Consider the following 24914-nt stretch of genomic DNA (forward strand, 5'->3'; position numbering starts at 1 on the left):
AAAGATTTACCTAATGCTCTTTCTTGCTGCAGCTGGTGTCATGCCCAGTACTCTTTTGAACATGGCATGAAAATGGGGCAGACTCTCGAAGCCGCAGAGCTCCGCGATAGGATGAATATTGACATCACTTTCAGAAAGCAGCTGTTTAGCGCGAATAACCCGCTTGGTTATAATGTAGGCAGTCAGATTCATCCCGATCAACTGTTTGAACACACGGCTGAAATGAGCCGGCGAGACGGAGGCTTGTTTCGAAAGTGTTTTGAGTCCGATATCTTCACAGAAATGCTCGTCAATATAGAGCAGCACATTTCTCATCCAGACAGGAGCTACAAGGGGATCACCTGTATTGAACGTATGACCTGAAGACACATCGCGCTGTAAATAAAGCAGAAGCTGAAGCAGTTGTACATAGATTGCCTGCTGATAGCCAGGCCCCTCCTGCTTAAATTCGTGCTGAATGGACTCCAGATAGTGCTCAAGGTGCTGCCTTTGCGGAAGCAGCGTTTCCAGCCTATAATGGCGGAGCTTCACGGCCTGCTCAAAGCTGTGCAAATAGGAGAAAGGTTCGCCGAACTGCGGCGCTTGAATCAAGCTTGAACTGAAATAAATTGCTGTTGAAGTAACAGGGGTTTCTTTATCCGGGGTAGCGCGATGAATAACATTGCCGGGAATAAGGAAGATGTCCCCTGCCTTCATTTCGTAAAATGTGTGATCGATGAAAATGGTACCCTTGCCGCGGTACACATACACAATTTCATACCAGTCATGGAAATGGTCAGGGAGCTCGCTTTGCGAGCTTTTTGTGTGTTTATAGGCATAGGAGAACGGAAAGGTTTCATGGTTATCAAAAACTTTGTGAATAGGATGCATGTCGTGTGCTCCTTTCCTTTCAGTGTCATCTAATGATATCAAAAAAACGTATAAATGTGCTAGAAATCAATATTTTATAGTTTAGAAATGCTGTTAAAATAAAAGAAAGCGATATCAATAAGGGACATGAAGAAGGAGAAGCGCCATGCGAATTGATGCCCACCAGCACTATTGGCGAATAGACCGCGGGGATTACGGATGGATTGGTCCTGAGCTGCCGGTCATGTATCGGGATTATGTGCCAAAGGACTTAGTACCGCACCTCCAAGAGCATAACTTGAGTGCTACCATCGTTGTTCAAGCGGCACCGACGCTCGAAGAAACGGCTTATCTGCTGGCATTAAGTGAGGAAGCCGAGAGCATAGCAGGTGTAGTTGGTTGGCTTGATCTGAACGATCCGAACTTCCTGCTTCATTATCAACGTTTTTGCAAGCATCCCAAGTATGTGGGCTTTCGCGTCATGATTCAAGAAATGCCGGATGCGAACCGAATTCTGGAGCCTCATTTTATTGAAGCACTGCGATATTTTGCTGAGCACGACGTGCCGGTCGATCTGCTTGTTGTATCCCATCAATTAGCGCCGGTTATCGAGCTGATGGATCAGGTTCCTGGATTGCGTGCAGTCATCGATCATATCGCGAAGCCGCGGATGGCGGATGGCGTCCTTGAACCTTGGAAGAGCCAGATGGCAGCTATCGCGAAACATCCTAATGTGTATTGTAAGCTCTCGGGTATGGTGACGGAAGCGGATCACAACAACTGGAAGCGAGAAGATTTTACCGCGTATATTCAGCATGTTCTCGAGGTATTCGGGACTGACCGCGTGATGTTCGGCAGCGACTGGCCGGTATGTTTGCTAGCGGCTACATACAAGGAGGTTGTCGAGGTACTGACCCATTCGTTACCGGAAACATGGACGCAGCAGGATAATGATCGTCTATTTGGACTAAACGCAAAGGAGTTTTATAAGCTATGAAATATCGTAAATTAGGCAAAACGGGACTGGATGTCTCTGTCTTGAGTTTCGGTGCTTCCTCTCTTGGCTCTGTTTTCCGTGAAACCAACGAGGAAGAAAGCATCCGGACCGTTCATACGGCTGTTGATCTTGGTATTAATCTAATCGATGTGTCCCCGTATTATGGGTTAACCAAAGCAGAAACCGTATTAGGCAAAGCCATCGCACAAATGGATAGAGAGCGCTTTATTTTGACGACAAAAGCGGGGCGTTACGGCGATGCTGAGTTCGATTTTTCAAAGGAACGAATTATTCGAAGCGTAGATGAAAGCTTAAAGCGGCTTCAAACGGATTATATTGATATTTTATACTTGCATGACATTGAATTCGCGGCTTTCGATGAGATTGCTGAAGAAGCCTTCCCAGCGCTGGACGCTTTGAAACAATCGGGAAAAATCAGCTATTTCGGTGTATCTGGTTTACCGCTAACTGTATTTGAAAAATCGCTGGCCGTTAAAGAACTAGATTCCGTATTGTCCTATTGTCATTATTCTTTGAATGATACGTCCTTGCTGGATGTAGTCCCACTGCTTGAGGAGCACCGGATCGGACTAGTGAATGCATCGCCGATGGCCATGGGACTGCTGAGCACTAGACCTGCTGCGGCTTGGCATCCGGCGCCTGCTGACATTCAGCGACTCTGTAAGGAGGCCGCGGATTACTGCTCAAATAGAGGCGAAGACATTGCCAAGCTAGCGGTACAATATGCGACGGCGAATGAACGGATTCCAACGACGTTGGTCAGCACCGCGAGTCCAGAGAACATCAGCAAGAACATCCAATGGATAGATGAGCCGATGGATACAGAGCTGCTGCAAGAGGTTTTGGACATTTTGAAACCGATTCACAATAAGTCATGGGTCAGCGGAAGACCTGAATATAACGAAAAAACTTACGTATAAGGGAGGGATCATCTTGAAAGCGATCGTATGTGAACAGATTGAGCAGTTTAAATTTGTAGAGATGCAGGAGCCAGTTGTCAAAGCAGGGGAAGCCATCGTTCGTATCAAAAGAATCGGAATCTGCGGGACGGATTTACACGCCTACAAAGGAAATCAGCCATTTTTCAGCTACCCGCGCGTATTGGGTCATGAACTCTCAGGATATATTGAGGAAATTGGCGAAGGTGTAACGGGACTGCAGGCTGGCGATCAAGTCAGCATAGTCCCTTATTTGCACTGTGGAACATGCATCGCTTGCCGCAATGGGAATACGAACTGCTGCACTGATATGAAAGTGCTAGGCGTTCATATAGATGGAGGGATGAGAGAGCTAATTTCCGTACCTGTCAGCCATCTCATTAAGACCGATGGACTGACGCTAGATGAAGCAGCTATGTTGGAGCCGCTTAGCATCGGTGCTCACGCTGTGCGGAGATCGGGGCTTCGCGCAGGTGAAACTGTGCTTGTCATAGGCGCAGGGCCGATCGGACTTGGCGTCATGGTCCTGGCGAAGCAGTTTGGCGCAACCGTCATCGCCATGGACATCAACGATGAGCGGCTGGCATTTTGCCGTAAATGGGCAGGCGTCGATCATACCGTGAATGCGCTGCAGCAGCCGAAGGAGCAGCTGGCTGAGCTCACGAATAGCGATATGCCCACTATTGTCTTCGATGCGACAGGGAATGCGCGCTCTATGACGGACGCTTTCGGACTTGTCGCGCACAGCGGCAAGCTCGTGTACGTTGGCCTCGTGAAGGCGGATATCACCTTCCATGATCCAGACTTTCATAAGCGGGAACTGACGCTGATGGGCAGCCGTAATGCAACGATGGAAGATTTCGATACCGTGCGTGAAGCGCTGCGTAGTGGCGTCATCGACATTGAGAGTTATATCACGCATCGCGCTGACTTCGAGGACATGATCGGTCAGTTTGAGGCTTGGCTCAAACCAGAGTCAAAGGTGATTAAAGCGATTGTTTGTTTATAAGGAAGAAGGTGCGCTCAACTGCTTGTAAGCAGTTAGGCGTGCTTTTTTACTTTTATTCAGCTCAACAATCGACATATAGACAGCTTCTATAGCAAGTATCGAAACTATCGATTTTTTTAATGCTCCGACTATCCTTATAATAGAGATAAGCAGCAGCACACAAGAAATAGATGGAGGGATAACTGTTGAAACAGACAACTGTTGGTATTGAAGAGTTAAGCATCAACGCCATTCGCACACTAACGATTGACGCTGTCGAGAAAGCCGCAATGGGTCATCCCGGCATGCCGATGGGTGCCGCTCCTATGGCCTATGCCCTATGGACACAGCACCTCAAACATAATCCTGCCGATGCCAAATGGGTAGACCGCGACCGTTTCGTACTTTCCGCGGGACACGGCTCAATGCTGTTGTACAGCTTGCTGCACTTAAGCGGCTATGGTCTAACTTTGGATGATATCAAAGAATTCCGTCAATGGGGGAGCCTGACGCCAGGACATCCGGAATACGGTCATACCGTTGGTGTAGAAGCTACTACGGGGCCGCTTGGTCAAGGTGTAGCGATGGCCGTCGGTATGGCGATGGCTGAAGCACATCAAGCTGCCGTATATAACAAACCGAACTTCCCGATTGTTGATCATTATACGTATGCCATTTGCGGTGACGGCGATTTGATGGAAGGTGTTTCCTCAGAGGCTGCTTCCTTAGCAGGTCACTTAAAATTGGGTAAACTAATCGTGCTTTATGATTCTAACGACATCTCACTTGACGGAGATTTGAACATGTCGTTCTCCGAGAACGTTCGTACACGAATAGAATCTTATGGCTGGCAATACTTGCGCGTGGAAGAGCAGAATAATATCGAAGCGATTTCCGCTGCGATCGCAGAAGGTAAGGCTGATACAAGCCGCCCGACGCTGATTGAGATCAAAACAACCATCGGTTACGGCTCGCCGAACAAAGCAGGCAAAGGCGGCCACGGCGGTACGCATGGCTCACCGCTTGGCAAAGAAGAGCTGCTCCTGACGAAGCAGGCGCTGGGTTGGCCGCTTGAGCCGGATTTCCATGTGCCGGCTGAAGTGTACGAGCACTTCGCCCACTACAAGGAATTGGGCGGCAAGGCTCAAAACAGCTGGGAGCAGTTGTGGAACAGCTACCAGGCTGCTTATCCCGAGCTCGCTAAGCAGTTCGAGCTCGCAAGCAGCGGCGCACTTCCGGCGGATTGGAACGCTGATGTGCCGCGCTTTACACCGGAGAGCGGCGCGATCTCTACGCGCACCGCGTCTGGTAAAGTGCTCAACGGCCTGGCGAAGCGGGTTCCTCAGCTAGTCGGCGGTTCTGCCGATCTGGCGAGCTCCAACTTCACGATGCTGAACGACGACACGGCATTTAGCGCCGCAAACTACAGCGGCCGCAACTTCTGGTTCGGCGTCCGGGAATTCGCGATGGGCTCAGCACTGAACGGCATGCTGCTCCATGGCGGTTTGCGAGCCTTCGGTGGCACGTTCCTCGTGTTCAGTGATTACTTGCGCGGCGCGATCCGCTTATCCGCGCTGATGAAGCTTCCTGTTGCGTACGTGTTCACGCACGACAGCATTGCCGTCGGCGAGGACGGCCCGACGCATCAACCGATTGAGCAGATCCCATCCTTGCGGATGATTCCGGATCTGACGCTGTTCCGTCCTGCGGACGCGAATGAGACGGCTGCGGCTTGGGAGTATGTCCTGCAAGCGCAAGAAGGCCCATTCGTATTCGCGCTGTCCCGTCAGAACTTGCCGGTGCTGCCTGGCACAGACAAACTTGCTTATGCTCATATCGGGCAAGGCGCTTATGTACTGGCTGAGGCTGCTCCTGGAGCTGTGCCTGATGTTCAACTTGTTGCAACAGGCTCTGAAGTTAGCTTAGCACTTGACGTGAAGAAGCAGTTGGCGCAATATGGAATTGGGGCAAATGTCATTTCCATGCCAAGCCGTGAGCTGTTTGAGCAGCAATCTTTGGACGTGCAGCAGGCGGTACTTAATCCGAAAGTGAAAGCAAATGTCGTCATTGAGATGGCATATCCTGCTGGATGGGAAGAGATTACGGGTGGCGAAGGTTTTGTCGTGGGTATCCGGAAATTCGGAGCATCCGCGAAGGCAGATCGCGTAATTCGTGAATATGGTTTTACCGCAGAAGCAATCGTACAACAAATTAGACAGAAGTATTTCCAAGATTAACCCAAAATGGGAGAAAAGGTAGGGATACACTATGAAATTGTTTATCGACACAGCCAATGTAGAAGAAATTCGTAAAGCTCACGCGTTAGGTGTTGTTGCAGGGGTAACGACAAATCCATCACTTATTGCCAAAGAAGGCAGAGATTTCTTCGAAACCGTACAAGAAATCGTTTCTATCGTAGGCGATGTTCCCATTAGCGCAGAAGTTGTTTCCTTGAAAGCAGAAGAGATGGTCGAGCAAGGTAAGAAATTAGCTAAAATTAGCCCGAACATTGTCATCAAGCTGCCAATGACGCTAGATGGTCTTCAAGCGACTAGCGTGTTCAGATCACTTGGGATTCCGACGAATGTCACTTTGATCTTCTCCTCGACGCAAGCTCTGTTAGCTGCTCGCGCAGGCGCAACCTATGTTTCACCATTTATCGGACGTTTGGACGATATTAACCAAGTCGGGATGAACCTGATTAAGGAAATCAGCCAAATTTTCCAAGTGCATAACATCAAATCCGAAATTATCTCTGCCAGCGTCCGTCACTCCGCACACGTGATTGAAGCCGCGCTTGCAGGGTCGCATATCGCAACAGTGCCTTACAAAGTCATCGAGTCCATGAGCAAACATCCGCTTACTGATGCGGGTATCGAGAAGTTCTTGGCCGACTGGGAAGGCGCAAACCAAAAAACGTTCTAATAATCTTATGAGTCAAAAGATTCGCTTTGTATAAAGCGAGTCTTTTTTCTCGTTATAGGCTATAGTATTTATAGGCATTCTACTCTATTTCATGTGATAGAAAGGGAGAGTTCAAATGATTATTAGCGATTTGAAGCATTTCGAACAAGAGCGTCATCTGTGGCCCGCGGCGATAGGGCGTGGGATCGATTACATTTTGAACCGTAATTTAGGTGAGGTGGAGGCTGGCAGATACGATTTGGAAGGAGATAACGGCGACCTGATGTTTGCTAATGTGCAAGAGGTTGTCACCCGTCCAGCCGAGGAACAACTGCCGGAATCTCATGTTGTGTACACGGATATACAATTCCTTGTCAGCGGTGAAGAGAAGCTTTGTTTCTATAAGCTGCATCCGGATGCTAAAGTCATCGATAACAAATTCGATACGTATGATGTTGCTTTTTACGAAACAGATCCTGCTCAGCTTGAGACAGGCATACTGTTGAAGCCAGGTATGTTCGCAGTGTGCTTCCCTTCGGATATTCACCGGCCGAACTGCACGATCACAGAAGCGAGCGCTAACAAGAAAATTGTTGTGAAAGTACATAAAGATTTGCTGCAGCTTTAACATATAGCAAAGAGACTATCCCGAAAGGTCGATGATGACCTGGGATAGTCTCTTTCGTTTGCGATAAGTGTGAAATGTTGATCCAATAGGAACTAGGGGCCGCTATTTTCAAGAAATCGATGCTTCAGCTAGCTGGAGGGAATTACGATCCACTATTTGATCGATTTATGCCCGACGGTAGGTGTTTCGGGCTAAATAAGCGCCTGTAGTTCCCCTATATCCGAAAATAGCTCTATTTCGGTCAAATAGCGACCTGTAGTTCCTCTCTTGCACAACCTCTTCAAAAAATGCCGCCCAAAGTCATTCATGACTTGTGGACGCACCCTTTTGCAATCTAGCTAAGCCTTAACCGGAATCATTCTAGCTTCTCTCCATTTGCCGAACTGATAGTATAGCAGATTCAGCGTCACAGCTACACTGAAGCTGACAGGGAAGCTCCACCAGATGACATCAAACCCGAATTTGTGGGAGAGCACCGTGGCGAGTGGGATACGCACTAGCAGCAGCGCGATGAAGGCCACTACGAGAGGGAATACCACGGAACCAGCGGAACGAACGACGCCTGCCACAACGTTGAATACGCCAAAAATGATAAACGACCATAAGGTTATATTATTGATGTGCACACCGAGCGCGATCGCTTTCCCTTCTGGCGGTAGGAACAGCGAGACGACTTCTCGGTTGAACAACGTCAGCACGACGACGATTAGACCTGTCATCACAATGTTGACGCCTACACCAGTCCATGTAATACGGTTCACTCGGCCCCACAAGCCAGCACCGATGTTCTGTGCGGCCATGGAGGTAACGGCTCCGCCGATCGCCATAGCTGGCATTTGCACATAGCTGGATATTTGCATGGCTACACCAAATGCAGCCGTCGATTCAGATCCATACGAATTGACGAGATGAACGAGCAATAAATTGCTGACAGAAACGACGACCATGTTTAACCCCATGGGCACCCCTTTTTGAATCAAGGTGCGAATGATCGTCCAATTGATGCGCAGCAGCGGTAGATCTTCTTTGGTAATCCGCAGAAAATATTTTTTGCGATACAAATACACAATGAGCAGCACGAAGCTGATCAATTGGGCAATGAAGGTGGCTACAGCTGAGCCTGCAATGCCCATTTTCGGAAAAGGCCCAATTCCGTCAATCAATACTGGATTCAGGATGACGTCTAATATCGCAGATAAAAGTAAGAAGTAGAAAGGCGTCTTCGCATCACCCGAGCCGCGTAATATGGCCATGATCAGGTTGAATCCAAACATAAACGGAACGCCAGCGAACAAAATCCGTGTATAGGTAACCGCAAGGTCCTTCACATCCGGTGGTGTATTCATCCAAGTTAGAATGGTATTGGAAAATAGCAATCCGAACGCGGCAACTAGTATAGAGAGAGTAAGAAAGAAGACAGTGCTGGTGCCGACTACTTTCTTGGCTTCGTGCGTTTTTTTCGCACCGAGATTTTGACCGATCAAAATGACAGCAGCCATTGCAAACCCGAAGATTGAGCTAATTAAAAAGAACATAATGATGTTGGCATTCGATGTCGCCGCAAGAGCGCCTTCACCGAGATACTTGCCGATCCACACGGCATTGATAGAACCGTTAAGTGTCTGAAGAACGTTGCCTAATAGAATGGGTAATGAGAATAAAATTAATGTTTTGGCAATAGGGCCTTCCGTTAGAGAAGGTCGTGCTTTTGCTGGGGTGTCCCCGTTTCCGCGCATGTTAGCCTCCTGCTGATTCTGACTTGCTCTATGAACTAATTCTTTGCTACTTCTATCAGTTCCTTTCTTTATTTCGAAATTCGGCGCTCCAGAATAAAAGGACCAAAAGGAATGAAAGCAGCGAGGAAAGCCCCCAAAACTCGCCAAACCGACCAGCGATGCATGAGTGTGACCCAAGCAATGGACAACAGATAAAGCACGAAGAGAAACCCGTGTGCCATCCCCACGAATTTTACAGCCTGCGGAAGGTCGAGTGCGTATTTAAGCGGCATAGCAATGCCTAATAAAATCAGAAAGGAAATTCCTTCAGCCCTTCCAACATAGCGCAAGGTGTTTAGTGATTGGCTTAGCAATATGTACAGCTCCTTTAGAAATAAGATTTGTAAAATCACACCTATTTTAAACCAGAAATGTGTAGGGAGTATGAACAAAGTCTATCAATTGGACACAACCTAGTTTTTTTAGTACGATAGTAAGAATAGCTTAATAATAGCTTCATAGAGGTAGGGGGAAAATCAGATGCTTCGACTTGGTGAGAGAGTCATCGTCATTGGGGACAGTTTAGAACAAAACCTGCCGATTGGCGGATATGGATATATCATTGCTTACGACCGGAATAACGATAATATTTTCGATTACGTCATTCGCGTACCCAAAGATAATAAGCACTATTATGTGCCTGCACTCGATATAGAGTTAGAAGAAGTGCTTCTTCATGAGGAAGCGGCTCGAGTCGAGAAAGAAGCGTTGATTGATTTTGCGCTGGCCACAAAGAATGAAGAGCTGTTTCGAAGAGTAATGAACGGCGATGAAAGTCCAGAGCCGGATAAAGAACGGGACAAAGAAGTACAATCCAGAGAAGAATTTATTAAACAAATCGGCCTGAAGGCCTGGATTTAATACACGAATATAGGAAAACCCGCGATAGCAGCGGGTTTTTTTTCTTTTTATCGGGAACTCTGTTGATAAAATCAGCAAATGGTGGTACATTAATATCCGAACACAAAACTATTTTAGTATTCTAGTTCTGAGGTGCGCATATGGATGCCAAAAAACAATTAATTATGGAGTCTGCCAAGAAATCTTTCTCCTTATTCGGGTACAAAGGCACGACGATGGATCAGATCGCCAAAATTGCCGGCGTTGGCAAAGCGACGATCTATACGTTTTTTGCCAATAAAGAAGAACTCCTGCACGACATTATTCAGTCGTTAATCACTGAAATGAAAACAGTCGCTGAGAAAGCGATCGCGGATGGGGCTACACCTTTTGAGAAAATTCATAGCGCACTGTATGAAATTCTCGTTTTCCGCAAGGAGCATGAACTGCTTATTCAACTGGCTCACGAGGTGCAGCAATTTGGCAGTCCAGTAACGATTGAAGCAATGGCTAGTATCGAGACGGAGGTTGTTCAGTTTATATCTGAACATATTGAACGTGCGATACATAATGGCACAATGAAAAATTGCGAGCCGAAAATGACGGCTTTTATATTATTTAAGCTATACGTCGCATTAGTGTTCGATTGGGAGAAGCAGAACGAGCCCTTGACCGACGAAAGGATTCTAAAGCTGCTTCAGATTTACTTCGGCAATTTTATTAATGACTAAAATTTTTATTATTTTGTGGAGGGATTTTTTTATGCGTTTTATTCGACCAATGGTTTATTCCGCGATGGCGGTTGTCATCGGCACAAGTGCCTTTTTGCTAACGTCGAAGGAAGCAACAAGTCAAACGGATGCCATGAATCAAGTGCATCCGACGGCTTATATAGAAACGAACGAAGTGAGCGCCAGCTTTAAGGTAGGAGGCAGAGTCACTGAGGTCCTCGTGAAAGAAGGGGATACGGTGAAAAAAGGGCAGGTATTGGCCCGTTTGCAGAGCGCCGAGATTGAAGCGAAAGTCGCGCAGGCCAAAGCTGCAGTTGCGCTGGCGCAAGGTAAAATTGCCGAGGCGCAAGGCGCGACGGCTACCGCGGTAGCGAAGAAGCAGCAGGGCATCGCGGGCGTGAACGTGACGGCGGATACGGCCGAGCAGCAGGTCGCACAGGCGCAAGCAGCGGTTAACGCCGCGCAAGCGAAGGTGGATGGGCTGAAGAATGGCGCACGTCCGGAAGAGAAGAAGCAAGCCGAGATTCAATTCCAAGCGGCTTCGGAAGTGTACACGATTGCCGAGCAGAATTTGAATCGGATGAATGCGATGCTTGAGCAAGGTCTTGTCTCGCAAGCAGACGTAGACAAAGTGAAGGTCAGCTTCGAGGAAGCGAAGACCAAGCGTGATCTGGCGCAGCAGCAGCTGAACATGGCGAACCAAGGCCCGCGGGAGGAAGAGATTCGTGGAGCGGAGGCTTTGCTTGAGCAAGCCAAAGCGTCTTTGAAGCTGGCTGAAGCGAACCGCGGGACGGTGCAGGTGCGACAAGGCGATGTCGCAGCGGCTGAAGCAGCCGTACAGCAAGCTCAAGGCGCGGTCAAATCCGCGCAGTCCGGCGAGCAGCAAGCACAAGCTGCGCAGCTGGAAGCAGAGACTTATTTGAGCTATACAGAATTGCTAGCTCCGACGGATGGTGTGGTTTTATACCAATCCGCGCAAGTGGGCGAGCTTGTAGGTTCGGGCTTCCCTGTGCTTTCTATGGAGTCTACGGAGAAACGTTGGGCTAAGTTTTACTTGCCAGAGACGTCAATTGCAGGACTCAAAGCGGGGAACCAAATCAACATGACCATGCTGTCAACAGGCGAGAATGTCGTAGGTACCGTTACATCCGTAGCGGCAGCACCGGATTTTGCCGTCAAAAAAGCGACACAAACCTCAGGTGAAACGGATATCCGTGCCTTTGGAATCAAAATCGAACTGAGCACATTGCCAGACACAGCCACAACCGGTATGACCTTGCAATGGAACGGTAAAACGGAAGGATGATGAAAGAGATGGATCTTCGGATTGGCAAGCTGATCACGGAAGAATGGATGCACATTCTGAAGGACCGGCGTCTTTTTCTGATCTTGTTCTTCGTTCCAGTGATGTATACCGTACTTTTCGGTTCGATTTATGTCCACCACAAAGTCACGGAGATGGCGACCGTTGTCATCGATGAAGACCAAAGTCCGCTCAGCCGTCAGGTCATTCAGGCTTTTGAGCAGAGTGAATCGTTCGAGATCAAGAAGGAATATCACTCGGAGGAGGACGTGAAGCGCGCACTGGAGACGGGGGAAGCGAAAGTAGGATTAGTTATTCCTTCGAACTTTGAGGCGAAGCTGAAGCATGGCGAAACGTTACCTCTTCTCACGTTAATTGACGGCAGCAACATGATGATTTCGAACTCGGCGACCAAGGGTGCGAACGAAGTGATCACAACATTCAGCATGGGGTACTCCCAGAAAAAGCTGCAGCTGCAGCAAGGACTTCAGAATGAGCAGGTCATGAACACGTTATCGCCGATTCCTTACCGGTATCGGATTATGTATAACTCTACGTTTAACTATAGTGATTTTATGCTGTACGGACTTGTGGGGGCTATCCTGCAACAAGTGTTATTTCTCGGTATTGCTTTAACGATTACTAGGGAGAAAGATGCGGGTACATGGCAGCGTTTTGAAGCTTGGAAAAGAAATCCATGGCGCATCGCGTATGCCAAAACAGCTCCATATTTCTTGATTAACATATTTAATACGTTTGTCACCTTTGTCATTGCTTTGTACGCTTTTGGTGCTCCTATGGGCGGAAGTTTGTTTGTAGGTTTGGCCATTATTCTTAGTTTTACCTTCGCGGTTAGCGGGATTGGCTATCTCATCAGCTTGTTCTCTGGCAATCAGCTCGGGGCTACGCAAACGGCGATGCTCATCGCTGTGCCGTCCTTTATGCTTTCTGGTTTCACTTGGCCATTCGAGGCGATGCCGAAAGCCCTGCAAGTGTTCGGCCACATGCTGCCGCTCACCTATTTCTTGGACGGCGTGCGCAACGTGTTCGTGAAGGGCAACGATTTCTCGGTCATTTGGCATGATTGCCTTGCACTTATTCTTACCGGAGCTTTGACGTACTTCATCGCCATGCTGTTAACGCGTTTTGTTGTCTTTTCCAAAAAGCAAGCATCCGTTAATCAGCCAGCGCTGCCGCCAAGCTCCAATCTCACTGCCTAATTACTTAAGGAAGGAAGCGATTTTGTTGAAAAAAACGCTCATAAGTCTCTCTACAGCTCTGTTACTCCTTTCCAGCTCAGCCTATGTTTACGCGGATTCGGCTCTGGATCCCGATCAAAATGTTTACGTGAATGAGGACGTTCTGGAGACCGTATCCTCCGTTAATTTGGACTATGTGCTGGATAAAGCGCTGAAAGATTCCCATAACCTCTCCATGCTAGCGTTAAAATATGCCGCCCAAGGCAGCAAAAAGTCCGACCTCGAGCAGCAAATGGATAACATGGGCTCGGCTGCTTTTGCGCCTGGTCATTTGCCAAGCACACCTGCGGAGGTTACGAACACGGGAAATCCGCAGCTGCCGAATCTCACAGAACCGACCGATATTGCCTGGACTGTGATGCAAAATAACGCTATGAACCAGATCATGCAGGGCATGGGCGCCCTCGCTGGAGGCATGAACGCAATCATTTCCTCCCAGCGTGCGCAAATGAACACGGCGGCGCATCAGTTAGGAACCGATCAGCGCAACTCGCTGCTCCAAACCGATGAAGCCAAGGCCGGTATTCGCTTGCAGACCATCGCGCAGTACGTGCAGCTGCTAGGCCAGAAGAAACAGCTCACATTCATGAATGAATATGAAGGTGTGATGGAAAAAGAATTGCTCCGCGCAACGCTTCTCTCACAGCAAGGCTTGGCCTCCTCGGAGGATGTGCTGACGGCGCAGAAAGCCATTAACAAACAGAAGGACGATACTGCCATTTTACTGAACAATTATCGTCTGGGTCTTGTACAGCTTTCAACGGACATTGGAATTTCTTATGATCCTAACTTAGTCCTGCAAGATATCAATTCTATTTCAATTGAGCCTGTTGTAGAGACAGACACGGCGACTTTATTGAAAGGCTCTTATCAAATGAAAACATCGGGGAATAACTTGGATGAGGCTGTATGGGAAACAGAACACACCGTTACTCAGAATACGTATGGGGACACATACTTGGGTGTCAATGTAGCGGTCAATGGGCAGAAAAACGAGCAAATGCAGCTCGAACTGACCAAGAAAATTCAAATCACCTACAATGATGCCAAAAATGCGTATGCAGCCGTAATTACCGAACAGCGGAATTTAACCGACATTCAAGCGGATTTTCAAAAAATGAAGTTTCGCTATGAGGTAGGCGCCATCTCCAAGCATGATTTGAACAAGTTTCAGATAAAAGTAGATCAAAGTGACACAACACTGGCAGCAGCCAAGCTGAAGTATTATGTGTTAAAAGAAAAAGCAAAAGCTATGGACACAGGATTCATCCAATAAAATTTATCTCTTACCCTTAACCGCAGCTCCTTATCCGCAGAGGCTCCTTAGAACCTTTGCTGCAAGGGGCTGTGGTTTTTTCTGGATTGAGTTCACAAATTATCTGGGATATAATGAAAAGAATGACTAAATGCTGATTCAAAGGGGTGTAGAGAACTTGAGCATTACTAGAAAAGATGTCGATCATGTCGCGAAGTTGGCTAGACTCGATCTAAGCGAGAATGAGAAAGAACTATTTACCGGACAGCTTAATGCCATTTTAAAATATGCGGAGCAGTTGAACGGGTTGAATACCGAAGGAATAGCTCCAACGAGCCATGCTATGCCGCTAGTGAATGTGATGCGGGAAGACGTCGTTACGCCGTCGCTGCCGATTGAGAAAGTTATGGCGAACGCTCCCGAACAGGAAGACGGGCAGTTCAAAGTTCCAGCTGTTTTAGAATAGAGAATAGAGAACCATATGAAAGGGAGTGCCTGTCGTTGTCTTTGTTTGATCTAAACCTACAACAAATTCACGCGAAGCTACAAGGCAAAGAGATTACTGTTGCCGATCTCGTGGATCAATCCTATACAAGAATTGGGCAAGTGGAAAGCAAGGTTCGCGCTTTCCTTACATTAGATGAAGAGAACGCAAGACAAGCTGCGGCCAGATTGGACGAGCAGCTGGCGAGCGGTCATACGCATGGCGATTTATTCGGTCTTCCCATTGGGATCAAAGATAACATGGTTACCGAAGGTCTGAGAACGACGTGTGCTAGTAAGTTCTTATCGAATTACAATCCGATCTATGATGCGACCGTTGTCAGCAAGCTGAAAGAGGCGCAAATGGTCACCATCGGCAAGCTGAACATGGATGAGTTCGCGATGGGCGGCTCCAACGAGAACTCCGCCTTCCATCCGACCCACAATCCGTGGAACACGGATTATGTGCCAGGGGGCTCCAGCGGGGGTTCTGCTGCTGCGGTGGCTGCAGGCGAAGTGTATTTCTCGCTGGGCTCCGACACCGGCGGCTCGATTCGCCAGCCGGCTGCTTATTGCGGTATCGTCGGGCTGAAGCCGACGTACGGCCTTGTGTCCCGATATGGTCTTGTCGCGTTCGCGTCTTCGCTCGACCAAATCGGGCCGCTCACGAAGAACGTAGAAGACTCCGCGTATCTGCTGCAAGCTATCGCTGGCTATGATGCGAAGGATTCCACTTCTGCGAAAGTGGACATCCCTGATTATCTCAGCGCATTGACTGGAGATGTTAAGGGTCTGCGCATCGGCGTACCGAAGGAATACATGGGCAAGGGAATCGACCCTGCGGTGAAAGAGAAAGTCCTCGAAGCTCTTAAAGTGCTCGAAGGCTTAGGCGCAGTATGGGAAGAAGTATCCCTGCCGCATTCCGAATACGCGGTTGCAACTTACTATCTGCTTGCTTCATCCGAAGCCTCTTCGAACCTGGCACGTTTTGACGGGATTCGTTACGGCGTCCGTTCAGACAACGCCAACAATCTGCTTGATTTGTATCATCTCTCCCGCAGCGAGGGCTTTGGCCCTGAGGTCAAACGCCGGATCATGCTTGGAACTTATGCATTAAGTTCAGGCTACTATGATGCTTACTATTTGAAAGCACAACAAGTCCGCACGTTGATCAAGCAAGATTTTGATCAAGTGTTTGAGAAATTCGATATCATCATCGGGCCAACGGCGCCGACGCCTGCTTTCAAAATTGGCGAGCAAAGCAACGACCCGCTCACGATGTATCTGAACGATATCATGACCATTCCGGTCAGCTTGGCGGGTATTCCTGCGATTAGCGTACCTTGCGGATTCGTGAATGAACTTCCGGTTGGCCTGCAAGTCATCGGCAAAGCGCTGGATGAAGCTACCCTACTGCGTGTAGCCCACGCTTTTGAGCAGCATACAGATCACCACAAGCAGCGCCCGCAGTTGTAGGTTCATAGTTCATGAGTAACGAAGGAGGCATTTATTTTGTCGGCAACAGATACCCAATTTGAAACGGTCGTCGGTCTTGAGGTTCACGTAGAGCTTCATACCGCATCCAAAATATTTTGCGGTTGTGCAACCTCATTTGGTGCACCTCCGAATACGAATACATGTCCCGTTTGTTTAGGACACCCGGGCGTATTGCCCGTACTGAACCGTCAAGCGGTGGAATATGCGATGAAAGCTGCAATGGCGCTGAACTGCACAATTTCCACGCACAGCAAATTTGACCGTAAAAACTACTTTTACCCGGATTCACCGGATGCTTATCAAACTTCTCAGTATGATCAGCCGATCGGTTTGAACGGTTGGGTAGATATCGAAGTGAATGGCGAAACCAAACGCATTGGCGTGACACGTGTGCATTTGGAGGAAGATGCGGGCAAGCTAACACACGTGGATGGCGGCTATGCCTCACTTGTTGACTTAAACCGTGCTGGAACGCCGCTCATCGAGATCGTGTCCGAGCCTGATCTGCGTTCGCCGGAGGAAGCTCGCGCTTACCTCGAGAAGCTTAGAGCAATCATGATCTACTGCGACGTGTCCGATGTGAAAATGGAGGAAGGCTCGATGCGCTGTGATGCGAACATCTCTTTGCGTCCATTCGGCCAAGAGAAGTTCGGCACGAGAGCTGAGCTGAAGAACATGAACTCGTTCCGTGGTGTCCTGAAAGGACTGGAGTACGAGGAGTATCGTCAAGCGGATATTCTCCGCAGCGGCGGTGTAGTCGAGCAGGAAACGCGCCGCTGGGATGATGGACAAGGCAAAACACTCTCGATGCGCGGCAAAGAAGATGCGCACGACTACCGTTACTTCCCGGATCCGGATCTCGTTAGCCTCTATATCGATGATGCTTGGAAAGCTTCCGTCAAAGCTACGATCCCTGAGCTGCCGGATGCCCGCAAAGCTAGATACAGCAGCCAGTTTGGCTTGCCGAACTACGATGCGGAAGTCATCACATCTTCCATGAAGATGGCTAACTTCTTTGAAGAGAGCCTTAACTATACGCAGGATGCCAAAGCGGTTTCGAACTGGATTATGGGCGATCTTCTGGGGTATTTGAATGCGAATAATCTTGAGCTTGCTGATGTCAAAGTGACAGGCAAAGGTCTCGGCGAAATGATCGGACTGATCGAAAAAGGTACGATTTCTAACAAAATCGCTAAAACCGTCTTTAAAGAAATGATCGAATCCGGGAGAGAGCCACAGAAGATCGTGGAAGAACAAGGACTCGTTCAGATCAGCGACGAAGGCGCGATTAAAGCTGTTGTCCAACAGGTTGTTGACAATAGTCCGCAATCGGTTGCCGACTTCAAAGCAGGTAAAGAGAAAGCCGTTGGCTTCTTGGTCGGTCAAGTTATGAAAGAAACCAAAGGCAAAGCAAATCCAGGGCTGGTTAATAAATTAATTCTGGAGTGCCTGAACAGCAAATGATACAGTAAAGTGGTGATCCTTATGGACACCACTTTTTTTCATTGAAGGAGGCTTCCGCATGTCTATACAATCGCTTTCATTACACACCAATGAGGAAATCCTGCACCTGCTGGCGCTTCAAATCGCTTCCTATCGCGTTGAAGCTGATCTGATTGGCTTTGAAGACATCCCTCCTCTTAAGGATGGCATTCAGTCTATACGTGAGGCTGAGGAGACGTTCTATGGCTATTACGTGCAGGAAGAAAACGAACGTAAGTTGGTTGGCGCGATTTCCTACTCCCGTGAAGGTTGTGTCGTCACGATCTGCCGGATGATGGTTCATCCTAATTTTTTTCGGCGCGGTATTGCTAGAGCGCTTTTGGAACATATACTACAAAAACAAGAGAATAATGGTGTACATCTTTTTATTGTATCTACGGGTACGGCAAACTTGCCAGCCATCCAGCTTTATCAAAGTTTTTGTTTTACCGTTAAGCGGGTATTCACAGTTCCTCCGGGGGTGTCATTAACCACCTTTGAGCGGCCAGGCAGTCATCCGGTAAAATAAGGAGGCGAGAACATCTTGAGCAATCCATGGGTTATTGATCAAGTTCATATCACCATACGGTTAGTATTGGCGTTATTTCTGGGCGGCTTAATCGGATTAGAGCGGGAGGTTAGCTCTCATGCAGCAGGGCTTCGCACACATATTTTGGTTTGTGTAGGCTCAGCTCTTGTCATGCTGCTCTCTATGTATGGATTTAGCGCATTTGTGAACGAAGTGAACGTTCGCTTAGATCCGTCGCGGTTAGCAGCGCAAGTCATCAGTGGCATCGGGTTCTTAGGTGCTGGAACGATTATTTTTAACGGAAGGTCCATTACAGGACTTACGACGGCGGCCTCCCTCTGGGTGGTGGCTGGGATTGGGCTTGCTGTCGGAGCGGGGTTTTATTATCCAGCCGTCTTGGCTTGCTTTATGGTCCTCATATCCTTGTGGATTCTGAACAAAGTGGAGCAGAAATTTTTTAACGGGAAAAAAATTCGCATTCTCAAAATTCAGGCCGTTGATCAGCCAGGTACACTGGGTGTGATTACGACCCTTTTAGGTAAACAGAAAGTCGATATTCGCAAAATTACATTGGAAGAACAAGAGAATGAGGACAAGCCGAACCATGTTCAAATTACGTTTCATGTCACGATTCCTAAGCCGTCGATCATCGTCTCCGTGCTTGAAGGAATCAATCAAATTGATGGAGTAAGCGGTGTGACTATGGAAAAAGGGAAAAGTTGAAGGGGTTCTCCCGCGGAGGGCGTCTAAGTTATAAGACGAGGGTGCAAAGGGGGAAGCAAGGCATGGACAATTTGACGGATGAGCAGCTGATCGACCGGGTCCGTCAAGGTCATTCCGATGCTTATCGTGTGCTGGTAGAGCGACACAAAAGTTATATTTACACACTTGTATACCGCATGGTAGGACATAAGGAAACTGCCGAAGATTTGACCCAGGACGTATTCGTCAAACTGTTTCGATCTTTATCCCATTTTCGCGGGGAGGCGAAGTTCACGACTTGGCTTTATCGCATGACGACGAATTTGGTAACCGATTATCGGCGTTCACAGAAACGCAAGCCCTATGAAGCGCTGCTTGATAAAATGAAGGGCTGGTTCTCGGACAGCAAAGAGCAGCCGGAAGAAAGGGCTCTGCTCAAGGACGAACAAGAGCAGATGCAAGGATTATTGTCTGAGCTTCCTGACAAATACAGACTCGTTATGTATCTGTATCATTATAAGCAGCTGTCTTATCAAGAGATGTCCGAGGCAACCGGGTTGCCTGTGAAGACACTCGAAACTAGATTATACCGGGGAAAAGCGATGCTCAAAGAGAAATGGTTGGAGGTGAACCCGCATGAATCCCAATCAACAAGAAGACATCCGGCTCACGCAGTACCTAAATAAGCTGTTAGATGAGCTGCCGCTTAACGAACCAAGCCCCTTGCTGACGGATCGTATCATGCGCGCTGTCCAAGCTGATGAGATTTCTGTGCCGCCAAACAATTGGCACGCATACCGGAGAAAGGCTTGGGTCAATGGACTCGTTGCGACTGCAGCAACCGTTCTATTGTTCCAGCTCGGAGTCATTCATAAGATCATGAACATTGATGTGGGCATTATTCAAATCACAACGTATATCCAACATTTATCTGAGTTATTATGACCAGAAGAACGGAGGCTTTTCACATGGCTATACCCAAAGACAGCTCACATATCCCCCCCTATTCAGCAGACTCCTCCTATCCAAACTATGCGCCTTATTATCCTATTCCTAGGAAGCGCAAATGGGTTGCAGGGGTGTTATCTTTCATTGTCCCAGGGACGGGACATTTCTACTTAGGTCTCATGCAGCGCGGCATATTCCTTATGCTGCTGCTGATCCTTGATATCTTTATCATTACATCGTTAACCTCTCAAAATGATACAAGCGTGCCTGCTGTCACCCTTTTTGCCTTGTTTATTCCTGTGATTTATTTCTACAATCTCTTTGATGCACTTCAGATTACGGATTATGTGAACCGGCGCAATGAACTTGGCGAGTTTGCAGGATCCTATGACCACGAGTTTCAAGATCCTTTACAGAAGCTGATCAAAGGCACCAACATGGGTGTACTGCTCGTCGTTGCCGGTGTACTCTTTTTTCTTCTCAGTAATAAGCCGGCTTGGGTTACGGGACTTTTCGATTTCATGGGCTCCTATCTAGGCTCAATGGCTCTTGTTCTCGGGGGGTTAGCTCTGTATATCATCGATTCTCGTAAAAATAAGCACTGACCCGCAGGCTAATCCGCATAACCATGATTGACAAAAGGGAATGACCACACGTACAATATAATGTAAGGTTTTATTGACTAACAGCGGGTGGTGTGTAACATGGCAGCACAATTAGAACAAGCATTAGCTAAATTGAAAACAACGGGTGTTCGAATGACGCCTCAGCGTCATGCGATTTTATCCTATTTGCTGGACTCCATGACGCATCCGACAGCAGATGATATTTATAAGTCCCTAGAATCCAAATTTCCTAACATGAGCGTAGCGACTGTTTACAATAATCTTAAAGTTTTTATTGAATCGGGTCTCGTTCGGGAACTAACTTATGGAGATAGCTCGAGTCGCTTTGATGCGGATATGACAGACCATTACCATGCGGTTTGCGAAGTGTGCGGCAAGATAGCGGACTTCGAATACCCGCCTCTTCATGATATTGAGACAACTGCTGCCGGGCAAACAGGCTTTCAGGTTGGCGGCTACCGGTTAGAGGTTTATGGCGTCTGTTCGGATTGCACAGGGGTTACCAAGCATTGACTTTCGCAGAATTCCTCATAACCTGTTCCTATGTTGTATAATGAAACGTGATCGTACCTTCTTGTAAGTTGGGAGGTAAGAGAGCGTTTTTTTTCTTTTTATATCGCATATAAGGAAGTGAAATCTTGCAGCAGCGCAGAAAATCGTCAAAGAAAATCCTATTGGTCAGTTCGCTCATTATCGGGATGTTTGCCGCAGGTGCGGCTTCATTTCTATGGCAGCAGTACGCCCCTAATCATACGAAAGTCGAAACCGAATACCACGAATTAAGTAAGCCGGTCTTTTATCAAGGGAATTATTATAAGTCAAGCGCGATTGGTGAAAAAGAGGGACTGAAGCTTCCTTTGGAGCTTATTCAGGAATGGATCGACCCTTCTATCCTATATGAAAAAAGCAGCGATTCCGTGATCATCACGACCAAAGATAAAGTGCTTCGTTTGAAAACGACGGAGCTTTCAGCATTGATGAACGAGAAACCGATCACCTTGTCTTTTCCTGTTGAGAAGAAAGGGAGCGACATCTATGTGCCGATAGAGCCTCTGCGTCAACTGTACCCTTTTGAAATCAGAGAGTCTGATCAGACAGGCGCCGTTCTTTTATTTAAAAAAGGAGAGGTCCTCAAATGGGCGAAGCATACGGACCCGGAAGCTACGCAGCTGCGTACTTTTGCCTCGATTAAAGCACCTATTGTATCAAGCATCGCTGGAGGCGAGCAGGTCATACTGCTAGGGGAAGAGGAAGAATGGTATCGGGTTCAGCAGACGAGTGGACCGATTGGGTATGTACGCAAAACGGACATTCAGATAGATCATGATGAAACCATTCCCGTTCAGGAAGATACTTCGTCCTATGTACCTTGGAAGCCGCCTGCTGGTAAGCTCAACCTGACATGGGAACATGTCATTAGCAAAAATCCCGATACAACAAAGATAAGCGATATGACTGGCCTGCAAGTAGTTAGTCCTACTTGGTTCTCGTTGTCTGACGGAGAAGGGCGCTTGAAGAACTTAGCCGATGCGGCTTATGTTAAATGGGCGCAAACCCGAAATTATCAGGTTTGGGCGCTGTTCAGCAACGGTTTTGATCCTGACGTGACGAATAAAGCACTATCGACCTATGATAGCCGTATGAAAATCATCAAGCAGCTGCTTGGTTTTGCGCAAACGTATAAACTGCAAGGCTTCAACATTGATTTTGAAAATGTATATCTCAAAGATAAAGAAAATCTCACCCAATTTGTCCGTGAATTGACTCCTTTTATGCATGAACAAGGCTTAGCGGTGTCCATTGATGTAACGCCCAAATCAACCAATGAGATGTGGTCGATGTTTTATGACCGGCCAGCACTTGCCGAGGTGGTTGATTATATGATGGTGATGGCCTATGACGAGTACTGGGCCACCAGTCCCAAATCTGGTTCCGTGTCCTCCTTGCCATGGACGGAAAGTTCCGTAAAGCAGATACTCAATGCGGATAAGGTTCCACCTTCTAAGCTGGTCTTAGGAGTGCCATTTTATACACGTCAATGGACGGAAGAGACGAAAAATGGCAAATTTACGACCACTTCCAAAACGTTAACCATGGAAGCTGCCGCAGCCATTATTAAAGATAAAAAGCTAACCCCAACGTATTTACCGGATACTGGCCAAAATTATGTAGAGTACAAAGATGGCGAGAAGCTCATTCGCATCTGGTTGGAGGATGAAACCTCGATGAAGGCACGGCTTGATCTCGTCAAGAAGTATGATCTAGCTGGAGTGGCCACATGGAGAAGAGGTTTCGAGCAGTCACCGATGTGGAAAGTAATCCAAGATGGCTTGATTCCAGCAACGCCATAAAAAAAGCCGATCCCTTAAGCCTTAAGGGATCGGCTTTTTGCTATTAATGAGCATCAATGAGGCTTATGCTCATGATCTCTGTTCGGCTCTAGCGGGATTGCTTGTGCTGCAGCAGTTTCATTCTCGGCTGTAGGCTGATACTGAGGATCAACCGTGAGAATCGTTTTGCAGAACATGCAGCGATCTGTTTTTCCTAGCATTTTAGTTCTTCTTCCGCACTCCGGACAGTCAAGCGCAATCGCTGACGTGGATAGCATACCAGCCCAGAAGTAGATACCCATACTGACCAGCATGGAGACCATCCCGATAATCATGAAGATAACAGCAACAATTCGTCCTACTTTTCCCCAGTCAAAAACGACCCCCGCTAATCCTATGATCATAAGCAGCATGCCGCCCATTGTTAGCGCAAGACCCCACAAGCGGAATTCATTAACCTTACTTGATCTGAAACGCACGCGTTGTTCCCCCCATAAATTAGCTATCAGTTTTGTATGATTTGTCACAGAATACAGCAGGAAACTCCTCTTGCATTGTAGAAATAAGATATAAACAATTGGAGACAGGAGCTTTGGACACCCATGGGAATTGATAAAGAGCAGTTTTTGCTTAAGTTCCGAAATGACAGTCGGATCATTAGTGTCATGGCGGTTGATAATCCTAAGCAACTTCCCTCACTTACAGATGGCTTTGATATACTTCTGCTTATCGTAACGAACGACCTGAGCCTGAACAATCATACCACTAATTATATAAGAGACGATTCTAGGATACAAGAAAGGTGGGTAGATCCCTCCTCCATTGAACAATGGATACGTCAAGGTCACAACCGAAATATCCTTCACTGGCTGCTAAAAGGGGAGATACTTCTGGATCAGAATACGTATTTAGAAGGACTGCGCCATCGTATACTTGAGTTTCCTGCTGATTTGCGTGAGCATAAACTTCTTGTTGAGTTCTCTCTTTTTCTGCGTAAATATCTTCAAAGCAAAGAATATATCCTAGATGAGCACTTGCTTGATGCTTACAATAATATTCTAGAAGCCCTGCATCACTGGGCTCGTATTGTCATCATTGAGGATGGCTATCACCCGGAAATTACGGTGTGGAGGCAGATTCGCGCAATAAATCCTGGTGTGTATAAGCTTTATGAGGAATTGACCATGAGCAAAGAGACATTGAAGCAACGAGTTCAGCTCGTTTTGCTTGCCTGTGAGTTTTCGGTTATGTCCAAAATGGAAAGATGCTGCGAGGCGTTTATCCAAATCCTCAGAGAAAACGATAAAGCGCTTAGTTCTGATGAACTTCAACAGCATGGTCAATTAGTTGAAATTAAAACAGAACTTCCTTTATTGCTGAATAAGCTCGTCAAAAAAGGTTTGATCAAAGAAGTGGCTGTTCTCATCGATGAAGAAACCTCAGAGATCGAGCTGCGGTATACGAGCGTATAACGGCAAAATCCAATGGGAATCAGATGATAATCTGGTTCTTTTTTTATTTTTAATTTATTGCTTGACTTTAATTACGAATCTATGATAAATTAACTCTCGCCGCTAAAAACGGCTCACACGAAAAGCAAAAGTAGTACAACGATGTAAGCGAAGCAAGAAAAAAGAAAAATAAAAAAAGCTTGCATTGATTGGCCCAAATGTGATATATTATAAAAGTCGCCGCTAAACGGATGACGAAGAAATATGAAGAAATTGATCTTTGAAAACTGAACAACGAGTGAGTAAGCACGAACGAGAAATCGTTCAAAAATAGAGATTATTTTAATCTCGCTAGCAAGTCAATGAGCTATTAAGCTT

26 protein-coding genes are annotated in these 24914 nt (G+C 47.3%); 22 read left to right on the forward strand and 4 right to left on the reverse strand.

Annotation, left to right across the window (positions count from 1 at the left end; genetic code table 11):
* Positions 1–6 precede the first annotated feature (6 nt).
* A complete protein-coding gene (locus tag AC58VC_RS37485; protein ID WP_497376552.1) occupies positions 7–870 on the reverse strand; it encodes an AraC family transcriptional regulator in 864 nt (287 codons plus the stop codon).
* 145 nt (positions 871–1015) lie between these two features.
* Here AC58VC_RS37485 and AC58VC_RS37490 point away from each other — a divergent pair, with 145 nt between their 5' ends.
* From AC58VC_RS37490 to AC58VC_RS37515, 6 genes are all read left to right on the forward strand, one after another.
* Positions 1016–1846 (forward strand): amidohydrolase family protein, encoded by an 831-nt coding sequence (locus tag AC58VC_RS37490; RefSeq protein ID WP_497376553.1) that lies wholly within the window; start codon positions 1016–1018, stop codon positions 1844–1846.
* Positions 1843–2787, forward strand: coding sequence for an aldo/keto reductase (locus AC58VC_RS37495; protein ID WP_497376554.1), 945 nt, complete (start codon positions 1843–1845; stop codon positions 2785–2787). The genes AC58VC_RS37490 and AC58VC_RS37495 overlap by 4 nt, the downstream gene beginning before the upstream one ends.
* A 13-nt stretch (positions 2788–2800) precedes the next feature.
* On the forward strand, positions 2801–3814 hold the full coding sequence (locus tag AC58VC_RS37500) for a zinc-binding alcohol dehydrogenase family protein (RefSeq protein ID WP_497376556.1): 1014 nt from the start codon (positions 2801–2803) through the stop codon (positions 3812–3814).
* Positions 3815–3999: 185 nt separating this feature from the next.
* The gene (tkt, locus tag AC58VC_RS37505) at positions 4000–6030 is read left to right on the forward strand and encodes a transketolase (protein WP_497376557.1); all 2031 of its coding nucleotides are present in this window, start codon (positions 4000–4002) and stop codon (positions 6028–6030) included.
* Between the two features lie 31 nt (positions 6031–6061).
* Positions 6062–6718: a fructose-6-phosphate aldolase gene (gene fsa / locus AC58VC_RS37510; protein ID WP_161409991.1), complete on the forward strand. Its 657-nt coding sequence runs from the start codon at positions 6062–6064 to the stop codon at positions 6716–6718.
* Positions 6719–6833: 115 nt separating this feature from the next.
* Entirely contained in the window at positions 6834–7325 is a 492-nt protein-coding gene (locus AC58VC_RS37515) for a NanQ anomerase/TabA/YiaL family protein (protein ID WP_497376558.1), read from the forward strand.
* Between the two features lie 338 nt (positions 7326–7663).
* Here AC58VC_RS37515 and AC58VC_RS37520 read toward each other — a convergent pair whose 3' ends face one another.
* Both AC58VC_RS37520 and AC58VC_RS37525 read right to left on the reverse strand, forming a co-directional pair.
* Complete coding sequence (locus AC58VC_RS37520) at positions 7664–9061, reverse strand: MATE family efflux transporter (RefSeq protein ID WP_497376559.1); 1398 nt, start codon at positions 9059–9061, stop codon at positions 7664–7666.
* Between the two features lie 68 nt (positions 9062–9129).
* The gene (locus AC58VC_RS37525; protein WP_497376582.1) at positions 9130–9417 is read right to left on the reverse strand and encodes a DUF3817 domain-containing protein; all 288 of its coding nucleotides are present in this window, start codon (positions 9415–9417) and stop codon (positions 9130–9132) included.
* Positions 9418–9580: 163 nt separating this feature from the next.
* Between AC58VC_RS37525 and AC58VC_RS37530 the strand changes: the two genes are divergently transcribed.
* The 15 genes from AC58VC_RS37530 (at position 9581) to AC58VC_RS37600 (ending at position 23106) form a co-directional block, all read left to right on the forward strand.
* Positions 9581–9961: an ATPase gene (locus tag AC58VC_RS37530; protein ID WP_497376560.1), complete on the forward strand. Its 381-nt coding sequence runs from the start codon at positions 9581–9583 to the stop codon at positions 9959–9961.
* A 140-nt stretch (positions 9962–10101) separates the two neighbouring features.
* Positions 10102–10671, forward strand: coding sequence for a TetR/AcrR family transcriptional regulator (locus AC58VC_RS37535; RefSeq protein ID WP_497376562.1), 570 nt, complete (start codon positions 10102–10104; stop codon positions 10669–10671).
* Between the two features lie 31 nt (positions 10672–10702).
* Positions 10703–11977 carry an HlyD family secretion protein gene (locus AC58VC_RS37540; RefSeq protein ID WP_497376563.1) on the forward strand — a complete coding sequence of 425 codons (1275 nt, stop codon included), beginning with the start codon at positions 10703–10705 and terminating at the stop codon, positions 11975–11977.
* Between the two features lie 8 nt (positions 11978–11985).
* Positions 11986–13194 carry an ABC transporter permease gene (locus tag AC58VC_RS37545; RefSeq protein ID WP_497376565.1) on the forward strand — a complete coding sequence of 403 codons (1209 nt, stop codon included), beginning with the start codon at positions 11986–11988 and terminating at the stop codon, positions 13192–13194.
* A 25-nt stretch (positions 13195–13219) separates the two neighbouring features.
* On the forward strand, positions 13220–14509 hold the full coding sequence (locus AC58VC_RS37550) for a TolC family protein (protein ID WP_497376567.1): 1290 nt from the start codon (positions 13220–13222) through the stop codon (positions 14507–14509).
* Positions 14510–14666: 157 nt separating this feature from the next.
* Positions 14667–14954: an Asp-tRNA(Asn)/Glu-tRNA(Gln) amidotransferase subunit GatC gene (gene gatC, locus AC58VC_RS37555; RefSeq protein ID WP_145669695.1), complete on the forward strand. Its 288-nt coding sequence runs from the start codon at positions 14667–14669 to the stop codon at positions 14952–14954.
* A gap of 35 nt (positions 14955–14989) precedes the next feature.
* A complete protein-coding gene (gene gatA / locus AC58VC_RS37560) occupies positions 14990–16447 on the forward strand; it encodes an Asp-tRNA(Asn)/Glu-tRNA(Gln) amidotransferase subunit GatA (protein WP_497376568.1) in 1458 nt (485 codons plus the stop codon).
* Positions 16448–16480: 33 nt separating this feature from the next.
* The gene (gatB, locus tag AC58VC_RS37565; protein ID WP_497376583.1) at positions 16481–17932 is read left to right on the forward strand and encodes an Asp-tRNA(Asn)/Glu-tRNA(Gln) amidotransferase subunit GatB; all 1452 of its coding nucleotides are present in this window, start codon (positions 16481–16483) and stop codon (positions 17930–17932) included.
* A 58-nt stretch (positions 17933–17990) separates the two neighbouring features.
* Positions 17991–18479: a GNAT family N-acetyltransferase gene (locus AC58VC_RS37570; RefSeq protein WP_497376570.1), complete on the forward strand. Its 489-nt coding sequence runs from the start codon at positions 17991–17993 to the stop codon at positions 18477–18479.
* A 15-nt stretch (positions 18480–18494) separates the two neighbouring features.
* Positions 18495–19202 (forward strand): MgtC/SapB family protein, encoded by a 708-nt coding sequence (locus AC58VC_RS37575; RefSeq protein WP_497376571.1) that lies wholly within the window; start codon positions 18495–18497, stop codon positions 19200–19202.
* A 62-nt stretch (positions 19203–19264) separates the two neighbouring features.
* Positions 19265–19867, forward strand: coding sequence for an RNA polymerase sigma factor (locus AC58VC_RS37580; protein WP_497376572.1), 603 nt, complete (start codon positions 19265–19267; stop codon positions 19865–19867).
* Positions 19818–20126, forward strand: coding sequence for an anti-sigma factor (locus AC58VC_RS37585; RefSeq protein ID WP_497376574.1), 309 nt, complete (start codon positions 19818–19820; stop codon positions 20124–20126). The genes AC58VC_RS37580 and AC58VC_RS37585 overlap by 50 nt, the downstream gene beginning before the upstream one ends.
* Before the next feature lie 23 nt (positions 20127–20149).
* A complete protein-coding gene (locus tag AC58VC_RS37590; protein WP_497376575.1) occupies positions 20150–20734 on the forward strand; it encodes a hypothetical protein in 585 nt (194 codons plus the stop codon).
* Between the two features lie 99 nt (positions 20735–20833).
* Positions 20834–21268, forward strand: a complete 435-nt coding sequence (perR, locus tag AC58VC_RS37595) for a peroxide-responsive transcriptional repressor PerR (RefSeq protein ID WP_497376577.1) — start codon at positions 20834–20836, stop codon at positions 21266–21268.
* A 125-nt stretch (positions 21269–21393) separates the two neighbouring features.
* Positions 21394–23106: a glycosyl hydrolase family 18 protein gene (locus AC58VC_RS37600; RefSeq protein ID WP_497376578.1), complete on the forward strand. Its 1713-nt coding sequence runs from the start codon at positions 21394–21396 to the stop codon at positions 23104–23106.
* Positions 23107–23159: 53 nt separating this feature from the next.
* Here the strand turns inward: AC58VC_RS37600 and AC58VC_RS37605 are convergent, their stop codons facing one another.
* A complete protein-coding gene (locus AC58VC_RS37605; protein ID WP_497376579.1) occupies positions 23160–23564 on the reverse strand; it encodes a YgzB family protein in 405 nt (134 codons plus the stop codon).
* A 123-nt stretch (positions 23565–23687) separates the two neighbouring features.
* Here AC58VC_RS37605 and AC58VC_RS37610 point away from each other — a divergent pair, with 123 nt between their 5' ends.
* Positions 23688–24557: a nucleotidyltransferase-like protein gene (locus tag AC58VC_RS37610; protein WP_497376580.1), complete on the forward strand. Its 870-nt coding sequence runs from the start codon at positions 23688–23690 to the stop codon at positions 24555–24557.
* The last annotated feature ends 357 nt before the right edge of the window (positions 24558–24914 follow it).

The organism is Paenibacillus sp. J22R67, assembly GCF_059692175.1.

What these genes read in the sequence shown, in the direction of transcription:
- perR (WP_497376577.1), top strand. Translation starts at nt 20,834, where the DNA reads ATGGCAGCACAATTAGAACAAGCATTAGCTAAATTGAAAACAACGGGT.
- AC58VC_RS37545 (WP_497376565.1), top strand. Translation starts at nt 11,986, where the DNA reads ATGGATCTTCGGATTGGCAAGCTGATCACGGAAGAATGGATGCACATT.
- AC58VC_RS37515 (WP_497376558.1), top strand. Translation starts at nt 6,834, where the DNA reads ATGATTATTAGCGATTTGAAGCATTTCGAACAAGAGCGTCATCTGTGG.
- AC58VC_RS37535 (WP_497376562.1), top strand. Translation starts at nt 10,102, where the DNA reads ATGGATGCCAAAAAACAATTAATTATGGAGTCTGCCAAGAAATCTTTC.
- AC58VC_RS37610 (WP_497376580.1), top strand. Translation starts at nt 23,688, where the DNA reads ATGGGAATTGATAAAGAGCAGTTTTTGCTTAAGTTCCGAAATGACAGT.
- AC58VC_RS37495 (WP_497376554.1), top strand. Translation starts at nt 1,843, where the DNA reads ATGAAATATCGTAAATTAGGCAAAACGGGACTGGATGTCTCTGTCTTG.
- AC58VC_RS37490 (WP_497376553.1), top strand. Translation starts at nt 1,016, where the DNA reads ATGCGAATTGATGCCCACCAGCACTATTGGCGAATAGACCGCGGGGAT.
- AC58VC_RS37580 (WP_497376572.1), top strand. Translation starts at nt 19,265, where the DNA reads ATGGACAATTTGACGGATGAGCAGCTGATCGACCGGGTCCGTCAAGGT.
- AC58VC_RS37540 (WP_497376563.1), top strand. Translation starts at nt 10,703, where the DNA reads ATGCGTTTTATTCGACCAATGGTTTATTCCGCGATGGCGGTTGTCATC.
- AC58VC_RS37590 (WP_497376575.1), top strand. Translation starts at nt 20,150, where the DNA reads ATGGCTATACCCAAAGACAGCTCACATATCCCCCCCTATTCAGCAGAC.
- AC58VC_RS37520 (WP_497376559.1), bottom strand. Translation starts at nt 9,061, where the DNA reads ATGCGCGGAAACGGGGACACCCCAGCAAAAGCACGACCTTCTCTAACG.
- AC58VC_RS37485 (WP_497376552.1), bottom strand. Translation starts at nt 870, where the DNA reads ATGCATCCTATTCACAAAGTTTTTGATAACCATGAAACCTTTCCGTTC.
- AC58VC_RS37585 (WP_497376574.1), top strand. Translation starts at nt 19,818, where the DNA reads ATGAATCCCAATCAACAAGAAGACATCCGGCTCACGCAGTACCTAAAT.
- fsa (WP_161409991.1), top strand. Translation starts at nt 6,062, where the DNA reads ATGAAATTGTTTATCGACACAGCCAATGTAGAAGAAATTCGTAAAGCT.
- AC58VC_RS37570 (WP_497376570.1), top strand. Translation starts at nt 17,991, where the DNA reads ATGTCTATACAATCGCTTTCATTACACACCAATGAGGAAATCCTGCAC.
- AC58VC_RS37530 (WP_497376560.1), top strand. Translation starts at nt 9,581, where the DNA reads ATGCTTCGACTTGGTGAGAGAGTCATCGTCATTGGGGACAGTTTAGAA.